Source organism: Rhodococcus sp. ABRD24 (assembly GCF_004328705.1).
In the GTDB taxonomy this organism is placed as follows: Bacteria; Actinomycetota; Actinomycetes; order Mycobacteriales; family Mycobacteriaceae; genus Prescottella.
The window spans coordinates 2,622,340-2,637,676 of record NZ_CP035319.1 but is presented as its reverse complement, the minus strand read 5'-3'; the positions used below and the strand labels follow the sequence as shown (position 1 = coordinate 2,637,676).

The 15,337-nt window shown below is 65.4% G+C and carries 11 protein-coding genes; 1 reads left to right on the top strand and 10 read right to left on the bottom strand.

From position 1 onward, the window contains the following. Positions 1 to 26 precede the first annotated feature (26 nt). The 10 genes from ERC79_RS11605 to dnaA form a co-directional block, all read right to left on the bottom strand. On the bottom strand, positions 27 to 1,118 hold the full coding sequence (locus ERC79_RS11605) for a DUF3566 domain-containing protein (protein WP_131578312.1): 1,092 nt from the start codon (positions 1,116 to 1,118) through the stop codon (positions 27 to 29). Further along, positions 1,119 to 3,632, bottom strand: coding sequence for a DNA gyrase subunit A (gene gyrA, locus ERC79_RS11600; protein WP_131578311.1), 2,514 nt, complete (start codon positions 3,630 to 3,632; stop codon positions 1,119 to 1,121). A 106-nt stretch (positions 3,633 to 3,738) separates the two neighbouring features. Next, a complete protein-coding gene (gene gyrB / locus ERC79_RS11595; RefSeq protein ID WP_131578308.1) occupies positions 3,739 to 5,772 on the bottom strand; it encodes a DNA topoisomerase (ATP-hydrolyzing) subunit B in 2,034 nt (677 codons plus the stop codon). 231 nt (positions 5,773 to 6,003) lie between these two features. Then, positions 6,004 to 6,942 (bottom strand): alpha/beta fold hydrolase, encoded by a 939-nt coding sequence (locus ERC79_RS11590; RefSeq protein WP_131578306.1) that lies wholly within the window; start codon positions 6,940 to 6,942, stop codon positions 6,004 to 6,006. A gap of 40 nt (positions 6,943 to 6,982) precedes the next feature. Next, positions 6,983 to 8,104, bottom strand: coding sequence for a PDR/VanB family oxidoreductase (locus ERC79_RS11585; protein WP_131578304.1), 1,122 nt, complete (start codon positions 8,102 to 8,104; stop codon positions 6,983 to 6,985). Next, positions 8,101 to 9,003 (bottom strand): metal-dependent hydrolase, encoded by a 903-nt coding sequence (locus tag ERC79_RS11580; protein ID WP_131578302.1) that lies wholly within the window; start codon positions 9,001 to 9,003, stop codon positions 8,101 to 8,103. The genes ERC79_RS11585 and ERC79_RS11580 overlap by 4 nt, the downstream gene beginning before the upstream one ends. A gap of 127 nt (positions 9,004 to 9,130) precedes the next feature. Next, on the bottom strand, positions 9,131 to 9,700 hold the full coding sequence (locus tag ERC79_RS11575) for a DUF721 family protein (protein ID WP_131578300.1): 570 nt from the start codon (positions 9,698 to 9,700) through the stop codon (positions 9,131 to 9,133). Then, a complete protein-coding gene (gene recF, locus ERC79_RS11570) occupies positions 9,697 to 10,923 on the bottom strand; it encodes a DNA replication/repair protein RecF (protein WP_131578298.1) in 1,227 nt (408 codons plus the stop codon). Before recF ends, ERC79_RS11575 begins: the two co-directional genes overlap by 4 nt. Positions 10,924 to 11,160: 237 nt before the next feature. Further along, entirely contained in the window at positions 11,161 to 12,345 is a 1,185-nt protein-coding gene (dnaN, locus tag ERC79_RS11565; protein WP_131578296.1) for a DNA polymerase III subunit beta, read from the bottom strand. 537 nt (positions 12,346 to 12,882) lie between these two features. Continuing rightward, the gene (dnaA, locus tag ERC79_RS11560; protein ID WP_131578294.1) at positions 12,883 to 14,481 is read right to left on the bottom strand and encodes a chromosomal replication initiator protein DnaA; all 1,599 of its coding nucleotides are present in this window, start codon (positions 14,479 to 14,481) and stop codon (positions 12,883 to 12,885) included. Positions 14,482 to 15,177: 696 nt separating this feature from the next. On the opposite strand from dnaA, the gene rpmH reads away from it, so the two are divergent. After that, entirely contained in the window at positions 15,178 to 15,321 is a 144-nt protein-coding gene (rpmH, locus tag ERC79_RS11555) for a 50S ribosomal protein L34 (protein WP_081880771.1), read from the top strand. Positions 15,322 to 15,337 lie beyond the last annotated feature (16 nt).

Below are 15,337 nucleotides of genomic sequence, written 5' to 3'. Positions count from 1 at the left end.
CTCCGGTGGGGCACGGTTTCACCTGGTCAGTCGGGGTCAGCCAAGGTGACCTGTACTCCACCAACCAGGTCGGAGCACAGGTTGTAAATGAACGACCCGATCGTCGCGAGCGCTGTGAGAAGAACCACATTGATCAGCCCGACGAGGGCCGAGTAGCCGAACACCTGACCGGAGGTCACCAGACCGCCGCTGTTCGACTCGGACACGATGTCGGTGAAGGCGTTGTTGAGCCGGTCCCACACACCCATGCCGTCGAGCACGATGTACAACAGGCCGACGGCGACCATCCATACGAAGAACAATGCCACCGAGATCACCAGTGACACCTTCAGCGTCGACCACGGGTCGATTCGGCGCAGCTGCACCGTCGCCCGCAGCGTGTCGCCGTCGGCGACAGGCGCCCCTGTGAGCGCCGCGGACGCCGCCTTCCGTGCCGAACCCGGCGCACCGGTCGGATGCTTCACCGCGGACAGGTCGGGCATGTCCTTCGGTAGGTCGGTGCGGGCAATGCTCCGCGTCGGCCCGTCGATGACCGCAGCCTTCGCCCTGGCGGTTTCCTTGGCTGCCGCCTTGGAGCCGGGCGCTGCCCCGGCCGCACCGGAAGCCGACGGAGCACCGACGGGATTCGGTCCAGCCGGCGGCTTCGGGGCGGCCGGCGGCTTCGGGGCGGCCGTGCCCGTGATGACCGGTCGACTCGACGCCGGCTTGCCCGTGCCGGTCCCACCATTGGTTCCGGGCTTACCGGGACCGGTCTGCGCAGGCGGCTTCGGGGGTCCGGCGGGCGGTCGCGAGCCTGCGGATGACGGACCCGCGACGGGCCCGCTCGGTCGGTTCAGATTGGTCTGCGGCTCACGCTGTTGCCCCCGCTGCCACGGTGGCGTCGGCGCCGACTTCTGCGATGCCGGACCGGAACCCTGAGCTGGACCCGCTGCCGCCGCACCGTCGGCGGGCTTGTCGTCCAACGACTTACCCACCGACGGCCTGCTGGGCGCGGGTTGCTTCTGCGACCCCGCCGCAGCGCCCGGCGGGGTCGGCTTCGACTGCTCCGAAGGCTGCCGCTCGGCGGCCTTCGGAGGCGGTCCCTGCTTACCCTCGCCGGGCTGTTGGGGAGTACTCAACTAGGACTCCTTCGCTCCATCGTCCGAGCCCGTAGCGCCTTCTTCGGGCTCATCGGCGTTGCGCGCGATTGCGAGCAGGGTGTCGCCCTCCCCGAGGTTCATCAACCGCACGCCCTTGGTCTGACGGCCTGCCTTACGCACCTGCTTGGCGGCGGTACGGATGACACCGCCGCCCGAGGTGATCGCGTACAGCTCGTCGTCGTCGTCGACGATGACCGCACCAACCAGGGTGCCACGTTTCGGGTCGTACTGGATGGTGAGAACACCCTTTCCGCCGCGACCCTGTGCCACGTAATCCTCGATGGGCGTGCGCTTGGCATAGCCGCCGGACGTCGCGACCAGCAGGTACGTGTCGTCACGGACGACGTTGAGCGAAAGCAGCTCGTCGTCCTGGTTGAACCGCATGCCCTGCACACCGGAGGTGGCTCGGCCCATCGGGCGCAGCGCCTCGTCGGTGGCGGCAAATCGGATCGACTGACCCTTCGCCGACACCAGCAGCAAGTCATCGTCGGACGAACACAGCACCACGCCGACCAGTTCGTCCTCACCGCGCAGGTTCACCGCGACGATGCCGCCGCTGCGGTTGGAGTCGAAGTCGGTGAGCTTGGACTTCTTGACCAGGCCGTTGCGGGTCGCCAGCACCAGATACGGGGCGTCCTCGTAGGTCTTGATCTGGATGATCTGTGCGATCCGCTCGTCCGGCTGGAACGCCAGCAGGTTCGCGACATGCTGACCTCGGGCGGTACGGCTCGCCTCGGGCAGCTCGTACGCCTTGGCGCGGTATACCCGGCCCTTCGTAGTGAAGAACAAGATCCAGTCGTGGGTGGAGCTGACGAAGAAGTGCTTGACCAGATCATCCTGCTTGAGCCCGGCACCCTGTACGCCCTTGCCGCCACGCTTCTGGGAGCGGTACAGGTCTGTCCGGGTGCGCTTGGCGTAGCCCGTCTCGGTGATCGTGACGACCACGTCCTCGCGGGCGATGAGGTCCTCATCGGTGACGTCACCGTCCGCTGCGATGATCCGGGTGCGGCGATCGTCGCCGTACTTGTCGACAATCTCGGCGAGCTCGTCACGGACGATCGCGCGCTGACGCTCCGGCTTGGCCAGAATGTCCTGGTAATCGGCGATCTCGAGTTCGATCTCGGCCAACTCGTCGATGATCTTCTGCCGCTCGAGGGCCGCGAGACGACGCAACTGCATCGCGAGAATCGCGTCGGCCTGGATCTCGTCGACGTCGAGAAGTTCCATCAGACCCGCACGCGCGATGTCGACAGTCTGCGACGCGCGAATGAGTCGGATGACTTCGTCGAGCGCGTCGAGCGCCTTGACCAGGCCGCGCAGGATATGGGCCCGCTCCTCGGCCTTGCGTAGCAGGTAACGCGTGCGGCGGACGATGACTTCGAGCTGGTGGGTGGTGTACAGCCGGATCATCTGGTCCAGGCGCAGGGTGCGGGGCACCCCGTCGACGATGGACAGCATGTTGCAACCGAAGCTGGTCTGCAGCTGCGAATGCTTGTAAAGGTTGTTGAGTACCACCTTCGCGACAGCGTCCCGCTTGACGACGACGACGATGCGCATACCGACACGGTCCGAGGACTGATCCTCGATCTTGGAGATACCGGCGATCTTGCCGTCGCGCACCTGTTCGGCGATCGAGGTGATCAGGTTGTCCGGGTTGACCTGGTACGGCAGCTCAGTGATGACGATTTGAGTGGCGCCCTTGTCGGACTCCTCGATCTCCACCACGCCGCGCATCCGGACCGATCCACGGCCGGTGCGGTAGGCGTCCTGGATACCCTGGCCGCCGACGATCAACCCGTAGGTCGGGAAGTCGGGTCCCTTGACCCGCTCCATGACCGCGTCGAGGGTGGTTTCTTCGTCGGCCTCGTGGTTGTCGAGCGCCCAGTAGATGGCCTCGGCTACCTCGCGCAGGTTGTGCGGCGGAATATTGGTGGCCATACCGACCGCGATGCCGCCGGAACCGTTGATCAGCAGGTTCGGGATGCGGCTCGGGAGAACCGTCGGCTCCTGCGTCTTGCCGTCGTAGTTCGGCGCGAAATCGACTGTTTCGTGGTCGATTTCGCGCACCATTTCCATGGCGAGCGGGGTGAGGCGGCACTCGGTGTATCGCATGGCGGCCGCGCCGTCGTTGCCGCGAGATCCGAAGTTGCCCTGGCCGTCGACCAGCGGGTAGCGCAGCGACCACGGCTGCGCCATGCGCACCAAGGTGTCGTAGATCGAGCTGTCGCCGTGAGGGTGATAGTTACCCATCGTCTCGGCGACCGGGCGGGCGGACTTCACATAGCCGCGGTCCGGGCGATAGCCGTTGTCGTACATCGCATACAGCACACGGCGATGCACGGGCTTGAGTCCGTCGCGCACGTCGGGCAGCGCACGGCCCACGATCACGCTCATCGCGTAATCGATGTAGCTGGACTGCATCTCCTGCTGAATGTCGACCGGTTCGATCCGATCGTGCGACGGTTCCTCCGGGGGCAACGTCGTGTCGGTCATGAGCTCACTTTCTGATCAAAGTCGTGGGGCCGCTGCGCGGCCTGTGCGTGGTAAGCGAGTTCCTGGACTCGTCAACCACGCACGGGCGCCGAAGGCGCCTGCCTACTTACACGTCGAGGAAGCGGACATCCTTGGCGTTGCGGGTGATGAAGCTGCGACGCGCCTCGACGTCCTCACCCATGAGCACACTGAACAGCTCGTCCGCAGCGGCGGCGTCGTCGAGCGTCACCAGACGCAGCACCCGCGCGCTCGGATCCATCGTGGTCTCCCACAATTCCTTGGCGTTCATCTCGCCGAGACCCTTGTAGCGCTGGATGCCGTCGTCCTTGTTGATCTTCTTGCCGGCCGCCAGACCCGCTTCGAGTAGCCCATCACGCTCGCGATCGGAGTATGCGAACTCCGGCGGGGCGCCCTTCTGCCACTTGAGCTTGTACAGCGGCGGCTGGGCCAGGTAGACGTGTCCCTGTTCGATCAACGGACGCATGAACCGGAAGAGCAGCGTCATCAGCAACGTCGAGATGTGCTGGCCGTCGACGTCGGCGTCCGCCATCAGCACGATCTTGTGGTAACGCAGCTTGGAGATGTCGAACTCGTCGTGGATGCCGGTGCCGAAAGCGGTGATGATCGACTGGACCTCAGTGTTCTTGAGGACGCGATCGATGCGGGCCTTCTCGACGTTGATGATCTTGCCACGCAGCGGCAGGATCGCCTGGTACATCGAGTCACGGCCGGACTTGGCCGAGCCACCGGCGGAGTCACCCTCCACGACGTAGACCTCGCACTTGGAGGGGTCGTTGGAGCGGCAGTCCGCGAGCTTGCCGGGCAGGCCGCCGATGTCGGTGGCACTCTTACGGCGAACAAGCTCACGCGCCTTGCGGGCCGCAGTCCGGGCCTGCGCCGACGAAACCGCCTTGTTGACAATCACCTTCGCGTCCGCGGGGTTGGCCTCGAACCAGTGCGTCAGGTGCTCGTTGCATGCCTTCTGCACGAACGACTTGACCTCGGTGTTGCCGAGCTTGGTCTTGGTCTGGCCCTCGAACTGCGGTTCGGCGACCTTGACGGAGAGGATCGCGGCGAGACCCTCACGGATGTCGTCACCGGTCAGCTCGGCGTCCTTCTCCTTGACGAGCTTCTTGTCCTTGGCGTACTTCTTCACCACCAGGGTGAGCGCCGATCGGAAGCCCTCCTCGTGCGTGCCACCCTCATGGGTGTTGATCGTGTTCGCGAAGGTGTGCACGGACTCCGAGTAGCCGGAGTTCCACTGCATCGCGACCTCGAGCTCGTGGCCGGTTCCCTTCGCGGTGAACCCGACGACGGAGTTGTGGATCGGCTGCTTGGTGCGGTTGATGAACCGCACGTAGTCTTCGAGACCGCCCGGGTAGTGGTAGACCCGAGACTTGACCTTGGGCTTCGGCGCAGCCGCCTCCGCCTCGACCTCGGTCGCAGTCTTGGGCGCCTCCGCCGTCTGGCTGACGACGTCGTCGGTCACCTCGTCCGGGGTAACACGCTCATCGGTGAGGGTGATGGTCAGTCCCTTGTTGAGGAACGCCATCTCCTGCAGGCGACGAGCGACCGTCTCGAAGTTGTAGACCGTGGTCTCGAAGATCTGCGGGTCCGACCAGAAGCGGATCGTGGTGCCGGTCTCGGACGTAGGCTCGCCCTGCACCAGCGGACCCGGCTTGGCGTACGTGTACGTCTGGAACCAGTGGTAGCCGTCGACCTTGATATCGACTTCGACCTTGGTCGAGAGCGCATTCACGACCGAGATACCGACGCCGTGGAGACCGCCGGACACCGCGTACGCGTCGGAGTCGAACTTGCCGCCCGCGTGCAGCTGAGTCATGACGACCTCGACGGTGGGGGCACCGGAAGCGTGCATCGCGACGGGGATACCGCGGCCGTCGTCGACGACCTGGATGCCACCGTCCTCGAGCATGGTCACCTCGACCTTGCTCGCATAGCCGGCCATCGCCTCGTCGACCGAGTTGTCGACGACCTCCCAGATCAGGTGGTGCAGGCCGCGTTCACCGGTGGAACCGATGTACATGCCGGGACGCTTGCGGACGGCTTCCAGCCCTTCGAGAACGGTGATGGAGGAAGCGCCGTATGTGTTGCTCTTGTCTGACTTCTGGGCAGCCACGGGTGGGTAGCTCTCCTTCTCCGTAGTGTGCCGACACAGCTCTACACTGCGCTCCGAAGGAGAGTGGCCGAGTGTTACCGCAGCCACACACAACGAGGCACCGCGAGCGGGGTGTCGAGATTCGCCGCTAGTTACCCGGCCATCTTACTTGTCCTCACCGACATACAAGGCACCTAACACGCCCCCAGCTGCCCCACAGGCGACTTTTCTCGGGCCCCAGCGGGTAGGACCCTAGACCGGACCGACCTCAGCGCTGTCCGCCGCAGCACCCCCACGAAGATCATCAACGAACTCAGCCGTCAGTCTGGCCACGTCGCGGCCGTGCGAGATCGGCGACCAGTGTCCGGCTGGCAGCTCCCTTCGACGCAGGTCCGAGACCCACTGCCCGATGTCCTCATAGCTGACCGGACGAACCGCCCGGTCCTGCCGGTTGAGGATCAACTGCACCGGAACAGCGGTGCGGCGCTCGCGCGGGTGGAACAGTCGCGGCCGGATGTTGGCCCGGTAGCGCTTGAGGCCGGTCACCATGTCCGACCGCAGCGACGGCGCCGGCCGGACCAGCGCAGGGTCCAAGCGGTCGAACAACCGCAGGAACGTCGGCCAGATCCGCCACAGGCCCAGCCGGAACGGCAGAGTGCCGAGCACCGGGATCTGGAACAGGAGGGTGTACGCCGACGCCGCGGCCTGCGATAACGGCCCCGCCACTCGGCCCTGTGCGAGCGAACGCCGCATCCACCCACCCAGGTGATCGAGGTTCGGCCCCGAGATGGACGTGTACGACGCGATCCGCATCTCCGCACCCGGCTCACACACCGCCTCCCACGCCTCGACCGCACCCCAGTCGTGCGCGAGCACGTGCACAGGCGCATCAGGGCTGACGGCGTCGATCACCGAGGTCAGGTCGCGGGCCAGTTCCTCGAGTCGGTACGCGGATACTGCCGTCGGTGAGGTACTCGCACCGGCACCGCGGGTGTCGTAACTGACGATCCGGAACCGGTCCTCGAGATGGGCAGTCACGGACCGCCACAACTCGTGGGTGTCGGGCCAGCCGTGCACCAGTACCAAAGTCTCCCCGTCCGGGTTGCCCTGCTCGAACACCGCGAGCTGGACGTTGCCGCGGGTCACGAGGCGAAGCCGGGGCTGCGTCTCGCCGGAGTGGATCCCGCTCATGAAAGTTCCTCCCGCTCAGAAGTTCGGTCCAGATCAGGGGTCATAGGTCGAGCGTCAAACGACCACCTACGGACCGGGACACGCAGATCAGCATCTCGTCCTCTTGCTCCTGCCGCGTCAACCGCGTCTCGCGATGCTCGGGGGTTCCCGACAGCACGTGCACTCGGCACGTGCCGCAGAAGCCCTGCTGACAGGAGTAGCCGACGCCGGGCATCCGGTTCCGGATCACCGCGAGCGCCGACTCGTCGGCCCGCACGGGCAACACTTCGCCGGTACTCGCCAGTTCCACCTCGAACGGAGTTCCGTCGAGAACTGTTGGCGCGCCGAACCGTTCGAAGTGCAGGGCCGTGGCGCCGGTATCGGCGAAACGGTCCCGAACGGCGTCGAGCATCGGGGTGGGTCCGCAGCAGTACACCGCTCCCCCGGCCGGTGCCCGCCGCAGCAGTTCTCCCGCGGTGGGCCGACCGAACTCGTCATCGGGTCGAACAAACACTCGTTCGGATTCCCATGTCTCGATCTCGTCGAGGAACGGCATGGATTCGCGTGAACGACCGGAATAGACGAACTGCCAGTCGATTCCGGCTGCGCGGGCGGCCCGGACCATCGCGATGATCGGGGTGATGCCGATACCGCCGGCGACGAACAACGCGCTGCCGGTCGGCACGAATGGGAACCCGTTGCGTGGCCCACGCACCGTGACAGCGGTCCCCGGGAGGAGACCGTGCATCTCGATCGAGCCACCGCCTCCTTCGGGGATGGATCGGACGGCTATCCGGTAGCGACCGCGGTCGGCAGGGTCGCCGCACAAAGAGTACTGCCGACGCAGGCCGGACGGCAGGTGGAAGTCGAGATGGCACCCGGGCTGCCATGCGGGTAGATCGCCGCCGTCGACAGCCACGAAGGTGAGCGCGGCCACGTTCTCGTCCGCGGCGACGATCTCCCGGTCCGCGACTACCAGTGTCATTGCGCTATCCGGGTTGTGACCGGCTACGGCCGGGTCGTAGTCGTACGCGGTGAGCACCCGCAGGTACTTGTCCGCAACGGCCTCGACGATCTTCATCGCGCGGTCCGGCCGATCCCGACCGCGGATGTCGGACGGGGCCGCCGGTCGGGTGAGGGCGTCCTGCCCGATGACGAGGTCACGGGCTCGCGACAGCCTCACCGGACTGCCGCCCGAGCCGCCGGTGAGGACGCCAGGTAGGCCACCGCCTGCGCGGTCGACCCTTCCTTGCTGGGGTGGTAGTCCCGTCGGAAGTAGGTGGACATGCGGCGCGCCAGTTCCCTTGCGGTAGGCAAAGTTCCGCGTCGCCCGGCCGATACGAAGTCGGAGAGGTGCGGACGCCGACGCCGCGGCGACCAGTTCGCCAGCTCCGGATCGTGCCACATCAGGTACCGGGTGCCACGCACCCAGAGCCATACGATCATCGGCGTGACCACGAGCTGCGTGCGGATCCGCCGGGACTCACGCTTGTCGAAGTAACGCATCACGTCATAAGCGACACACCGGTGCTCGACCTCCTCGGACCCGTGCCAGCGCAACAGGTCGAGCATGGTCGGGTGGGTGCCGGCACGGTCGAGACCGTCGGCGCCCAGCACCCAGTCGCCGAGGAACGCGGTGATGTGCTCGATGGCCGCGATGATCGCGAGCCGCTCGATCAGGTGGTTCTCGGCGCGGCGACCGGTGAGCGGCTTGGGGCCGAGCACCTTGCTGAACGTCCAGTGCATCTGCTCCGTGAACGGCGCCGGATCCAGGCCGTTCGCCTTCAGATGGACCAGCACGCCCGTGTGTGCGCTGGAGTGCATCGCCTCCTGGCCGATGAAACCGACGACGTCCTCGCGCAGCCTCTCGTCCTGAATCAGTGGCAGTGCCTCTTTGAAGGTGTCGACAAACCAGTCCTCGCCCGCCGGCAGCAGCAGGTGCAGCACGTTGAGCACGTGCGTGCTGAACGGGTCGCCGGGAATCCAGTGCATCGGCAGGCCGGTCCAGTCGAACTCGACGTTGCGGGCCTGCAACAGGATGTGCTCCGGCTCGTCGAGGACCCGCGGGTGCGTTTCGGACATGACGCCTCCCAGTTACTCACTCAGGCCCGAACCGCAAATCCCAGCCGAAGCAGGGAGCGCTGTGAGCCAGTTCACTCACCAAGTGAGTTAAATGTAACATGGAGTATCAGACAGATCCAGGGTCCGCTCAGCCGTAGGTATCGCGGGGTCCGCGACCACGGACATGGCGTTCACCCTTACGCCAGCTGGGCGCGGTCGGGCCGGTGATCCGCAACGACGTCACCACGCCGTGCCCGACGGCGGCCGCAATCTTCGCGAGAATCTGCGATTGCATCATCCGGAGCTGGGTCGCCCATGCCGTGGATTCCGCGGATACGCTGAGCACGCCCTCGCGCAGGCCGGTCGGTTCGGCGTGTGCCGCAATGTCCTCACCTACCACCTGGGTCCAACGACCCAGCACCGTGCCCTCGGACACCCTCGTCGACCAGCCGCGCTGCTTCGCGATCGCGCCGGTCAGCGCACCGAGTGTCTGTGGATCACGATCGTCGGGACCCGGGCCGGACCAGCTGCGCCGACGCCGCCCGCGCACCGCCCGGATACCGCCGCCTCGCGGCGACGACCGGCCCTGTCCCACGGACTTGCCGCTGGCCTTGGCCGCGGCGCGGGCCTCCTCGAGCGCGCGGCGCGCCAGATCTATGCCCTTGAGTTCGGGTTGTGGTGTTTCGGGGCGGAGCTCGTCGCCCGATTCCTCGGTCATCGATCGTCCCCCGTCGTCGTGACCTCGTCGAACCTGGTGAGCCGCGAAATGCGGCCACCGTCGGTGTCATGTGCCTCGACGGTGAACCGGGTCGCGGTCAACTCGTCCGGCAGGTCCTCGGTCACCGCGGCGGTGATGAGGACCTGCTCGGCCTCGGCGGCGACAGAGGCGAGCGCGGTTCGTCTACGCCGGTCCAGCTCAGCGAAAACGTCATCGAGCATCAGAACCGGGTCGCTACCGTCAGCACGCAGCAGGAAGAAGGCCGCCAGCCGCAGCGACAGTGCGAACGACCACGATTCACCATGGCTGGCAAACCCTTTCGCAGGATGATCGCCAAGGTACAGCTCCAGGTCGTCACGGTGCGGACCCACCAGGCACACACCGCGCTCGATCTCCTTGGAACGCATCACCGACAGCTCGTGCAAGAAGCTCGCCTCCAGCAGTTCCAGGTCATCGCGTTCGGGTTCCCTTGCAGGATCATAGAATTCAGGAGGGAGAGAGGAAGCGAGGCTGCTACGGTAGCGCACCCCGGCCGGCCGCGACTCCGGTGCGATCGACCGGTACGACGCTGCGAGGTGCGGAGCCAGATCGTGTACCAGCCGCAGCCGAGCCTCGAGCAACTGGGCGCCGTGCATCGCCAAGTGTCCGTCCCAGACATCGAGAGTGGCAAGAGCGTTCTCGCCGTCATTCGAACGGGCTCCGCGCCGCAGCGCGCCACCGGCGGTCTTGAGCAGTGCCGAACGCTGTCGCAACACCTTGTCGTAATCGGCACGCACCGCGGCCATCCGCGGAATCCTGGAGGTGAGCAGCTCGTCGAGGAACCGGCGCCGTTCCCCGGGATCCCCGCGCACCAGTGACAGGTCCTCGGGCGCGAACAGCACCGTCTGCAAGATCCCGACGAGCTCGCGCGGCCGACGCGTCGGCGACTGGTTGATCCGCGCGCGGTTGACCTTCCCGTCATTGATCTCGATGTCGATCCCGAGCTCACGACCATGGTTGACCACCAGAGCACCGGCATAGGCCTGGGGCGCCCCTGCCCGGACGAGCGGTGCGTCCGTGGACACGCGGTGCGAGGAGAGCGTGGACAGGTACCCCAGCGCCTCGAGCAGATTCGTCTTACCGTGGCCGTTGCGACCGACGAACACCGTGCAGCCGGGCTCGAGGTCCACTGTGACGCCATCCCAGGACCGGAAGTCTCGGAGGGAGAATTTGCGAACGAACACTAGCTCTCGGACGCCGTTCCCAATCGTGGCGAACGGATCGTCTGCCCGCCGAACCCCGAATCCTCCGCGAGTGGACCTCGGCCGCTGACCTCCGGCGGGCGGTACCCGATGATGTTGCGACTGTGTGCCCACGGCCGCGCGCTCAGGCCGAATCTCGTCTTGCCCAGTCCGACCAGTCCGAGCTGCATCGTGAGATGTCCCTCCCCTAGTGGGTGAATCGTGCCGGGCTCGAGTGACTCAGCCGGGTAGGCGCACGGGCATCAGCAGATAGGTGTACTCGCTCTCTGGCGCAGTGAAGGCGCCGGAGTCGCCTCGCTCGGGCTCGTCCTCACCGGCGGGACGCAGTACCGCGGGACGGCTCGGAGTGGTGAATCCGAACAGGACCCGCTCCGAGTGCAGGGAGCCGAGCCCGTCGATGAGGTAGCCCGGGTTGAACGCGATGGTGAGGGGTTCACCCTGGAAATTCGCCTCGAGCGCTTCCTCGGCGCGGCCGGCATCGTCGCCACCGGCCGACAGCAGTAGACCGTCGCCGCTGAACTCGAGCCGCACCTGCGCACCTCGCTCGGCGACGAGCGCGACGCGCTTGATGGCCTCGACCAGTGGCGCCACTTCTACGGTTGCCATCGCAGTGTGTTCGGGCGGGAGCAATTGCCGGAACTTGGGGAACTCTGCATCGAGTAGGCGGGTGGTGGTGCGGCGACCGTCCGAAACGATGCCGAGCATGCCCTCGGTACCGACCGACGAACCAGCACCGAGCGCGAGTTCCACGGGCGAAACGGTGTTGCCACCCAAAGTCTTCGCGGACTCGGACAACGTCTTTGCCGGAACCAGGACTGCGGCGGATGTGTCAGGGGATGCCGGCATCCACTCGAGCTGACGGACTGCGAGCCGGAACCGGTCAGTGGCCGCGAGCACGATGGTGGTGCCCTCGATCTCGACGCGGATACCGGTGAGCATCGGCAGGGTGTCGTCCTTGCCGGCTGCGACGGCGACCTGGCCGACAGCCTCCGAGAACAGTTCCACGGGTAGCGATCCGGTCTGCTGCGGCAGGGTCGGCAGCTGCGGGTAATCCTCTACCGGCATGGTGGGAAGCGAGAATTTGGCGCTGCCGCACGTGATGAGCACGCGGGTGCCGTCGAGAGTTACGTCGACAGGCTTGTTGGGCAGCGATCGGGTGATGTCCGCGAGCAGTTTGCCGGAGACCAGAACCTGGCCGGAGACGGTGACTTCGGCAGAGACACGCACCTGAGCGGAGACCTCGTAGTCGAAGCCGGAGACGGTCAGGCCGTGCTCGTCGGCACCGAGGAGCACACCACCGAGAACCGGCACCGGGGGCCGTGAGGGCAGGCTACGCGCGACCCATGCGACGGAATCGGCGAAGTCTTCCCGAGCAACGCGAAACTTCATACTTCCAAGCTCCATCGCTCGGGTGTTCCTCTCGGTAGGCATGGACATCTCTTCAACGGCGGTATGGGGCTGCGTTTGCAGTCTGACACAGCGGCCGCAGCACACCGTATGCCTTCGAGGCCCGAGTTGGAAAGCCGATGCCCGGCATCTCGAGACCCTCGAGGAGGGCTGTGAACAGCAGCTGTCCCCAAGGCTTGTTTTCAAAGAACTTCTTCAGAGAAGACTTCAATAACAGTAATAGGCACTGTGGAATCTGTGGATGAACCCCTGAAGGCCCTGGCCTCGCATCCTCGAGACATGGGGACGTCTCGAGGATGTACTCGAGGACGAATCGGCGCCCCATGTGGACACCTCGAGACTGTTCGAACTTTTCCCGCAGTTCTCCACAGCGATTCCATCTTATACACATACTTATCCACAGATGTGAATTCTTTGTCGGGCATGTCTCGAGTCACTCGGAAGACACGACATCCGCACGGCAAAACGCCGTGCGGATGTCTGCGAGCGGAGCAACTGACAGCCCCTGACACGCAGGGCAGGTGAGCGCTCGACTCAGCTCTTGGAGCGCTGCTTGATGCGGGCGGTGAGTTCCTGGACCTGGTCGTACACCTTGCGCCGTTCGGTCATTTCCTTGCGGATCTTCTTGTCCGCGTACATGACTGTGGTGTGATCGCGGCCGAATGTCTGACCGATTTTGGGCAGCGACAGGTCCGTCAGCTCGCGGCACAGATACATCGCGATCTGCCGAGCCTGGGCCAGTGGCCGGGCCTTACCAGGGCCACACAGGTCGTCGATCGAGATATTGAAGTACTCGGCGGTCACCGCCATGATCGTTGCCGCGTTGATCTCGAGCGCCGCCGAATCAGGCATCAGATCCCGCAGCACCACTTCGGCGAGGGTGAGATCCAGTGCCTGACGGTTGAGGGATGCGAAGGCGGTCACGCGAATGAGCGCACCCTCGAGTTCGCGGATGTTGCGTTCGATCCGGCTGGCGATCAGCTCGAGGACGTCGTGTGGGACGTCCAACCGGTCCATCCGGGCCTTCTTGGACAGGATCGCGATCCGCGTCTCGAGCTCCGGCGGCTGGACGTCGGTGATCAGGCCCCACTCGAAGCGGGTTCGCAAGCGTTCCTCGAGGGTGGCCAGTTGCTTGGGCGGGCGGTCGGACGACACCACTATCTGCTTGTTCGCATTGTGCAGCGTGTTGAAGGTGTGGAAGAACTCTTCCTGGATACCTTCCTTGCCCTCGATGAACTGGATGTCGTCGACGAGCAGGATGTCGGTCTCGCGGTAGCGCCGCTTGAAAGCGACCTTACGGTCGTCGCGAAGACTGTTGATGAAGTCGTTCGTGAACTCCTCGGTGGAAACGTACTTGACGCGCATCCCGGGGAACAGCCGCTGGGCGTAGTGCCCGGCGGCGTGGAGCAGATGTGTCTTGCCGAGACCAGAGGCACCCCAGATGAACAGGGGATTGTAGGCCCGAGCCGGTGCCTCGGCGATCGCGACCGCCGCGGCGTGCGCAAATCGGTTGGAGGCGCCGATGACGAACGTGTCGAACGTGTATTTCGCATTGAGGCTGTTGGCCCGCGTGGCCCCGGTAGACGGTCCGGCGGGTGGTTTGGTGAAGTACGACGGCCACGATTCGTGCACGCTGGCCAGCGCCTCACGATCGTCATCGACTTCCTCGTGATCGGCGTCGGGTGCTGCCACTTCTCCTGCACCCATACCCAGGTGTCGGCGCCGGAAGGCGCCCGATTCGGTGGTCTCGGATCCGGCGTGCGAGTACCCGGTGCCGGTGTAGACAGCGGCCGAGACCTGCTCACTGTCTCGAGACACAGGTTCGGGTTCATCGGTGGCGGAATCGTGCTCGGATGGCGGGGCGATGCGGACGCCGAGTCCCTCGACCTTCTGGCCGAGATGACGGTTGAGGGCACGCAGGATCGGCTCGCGGAGATCGCGTTCTATCGCTTCCTGTGCGAGCGGGGACGGGACCGATAGAAGAGCGAATCCCTGGGCGTACGTCAGCGGCTTGACCAGGGCCAACCATGCTTTGTGTGCCTTGGTCAGCGGCGTGCCGTCACCGGAGTCGGAGGTTAGCTCTGCAACTACGTCGATCCAGACATGCGCCAAGGCGTTCGGATCGTCGTTCACTGTGCGTCCTCCCCGTGTGCGGGCTTGCCGGCCCGGCGCCGTGGTTGTCGGTTGAGCTCCCCCCGGTGAGGCTGGACCCCGTACTGGGCAACGAATATGCCACCTGATCATTGTTTCCACACAATTATCCACAGATGTGGACAACACTCGAGTATGAGGCCGGCTCGGGTCGCGCATTGACGCTGACCGGAGGGTCATGGCTCTCACCTGGCGGAATGCTCCGGTGAAGTGAGTTTGTGGCGCTGGTTGCGTCGGTTCGGGCCGGACGCGTGGGTGTTAGTTGCCTAACAGTCCCGGCTCTCGAGTGTCGCCGGGATTCGAGACGAGTGACGCTCAGGACCTACGGTGGCGTCGCTCGTTTCGGTAAGACCATAGAGGAACGGTAGCAACCGCGAGGTTTGTCCACAGTGATTCCGAGCAACTCGGTGTAACCGTCTCGCAGAGGTCCCACAGGCCTGTGTCGCGGGGCAGGCTGGGTGCCGCGATGTGTGGCGACTGGGCGCGGGCGGGAATCGGGGATCGGCACCGGTTTGACCTTGCCGGTGACGGTCAGTACCCTCGAACAGTCACCCGATGGTGGAGGATGTGCGCTGGCTCTGGTCCGCACGTCTGTCCCGATCGTCGGGGCATCAGAGTTTCCACAGAAATGTTAGACCGACGCCGACCGGCGTCACCGAGCTTCGAGGAGTGTTGACCGTGGCCAAGGGCAAGCGGACGTTCCAGCCGAACAATCGCCGCCGCGCGCGCGTTCACGGCTTCCGTCTTCGTATGCGGACCCGTGCGGGTCGTGCAATCGTTTCGGCGCGTCGCCGCAAGGGCCGCGGCGAGCTCACCGCCTGATCCGAACCTGAGTTCG

Excerpts from the sequence above, each read along its gene's own strand:
- ERC79_RS11575 (WP_131578300.1), bottom strand. The coding sequence starts at position 9,700 with ATGACCGAGGAATCGGGCGACGAGCTCCGCCCCGAAACACCACAACCC.
- gyrA (WP_131578311.1), bottom strand. The coding sequence starts at position 3,632 with ATGACCGACACGACGTTGCCCCCGGAGGAACCGTCGCACGATCGGATC.
- ERC79_RS11590 (WP_131578306.1), bottom strand. The coding sequence starts at position 6,942 with ATGAGCGGGATCCACTCCGGCGAGACGCAGCCCCGGCTTCGCCTCGTG.
- ERC79_RS11580 (WP_131578302.1), bottom strand. The coding sequence starts at position 9,003 with ATGTCCGAAACGCACCCGCGGGTCCTCGACGAGCCGGAGCACATCCTG.
- dnaN (WP_131578296.1), bottom strand. The coding sequence starts at position 12,345 with ATGGAGCTTGGAAGTATGAAGTTTCGCGTTGCTCGGGAAGACTTCGCC.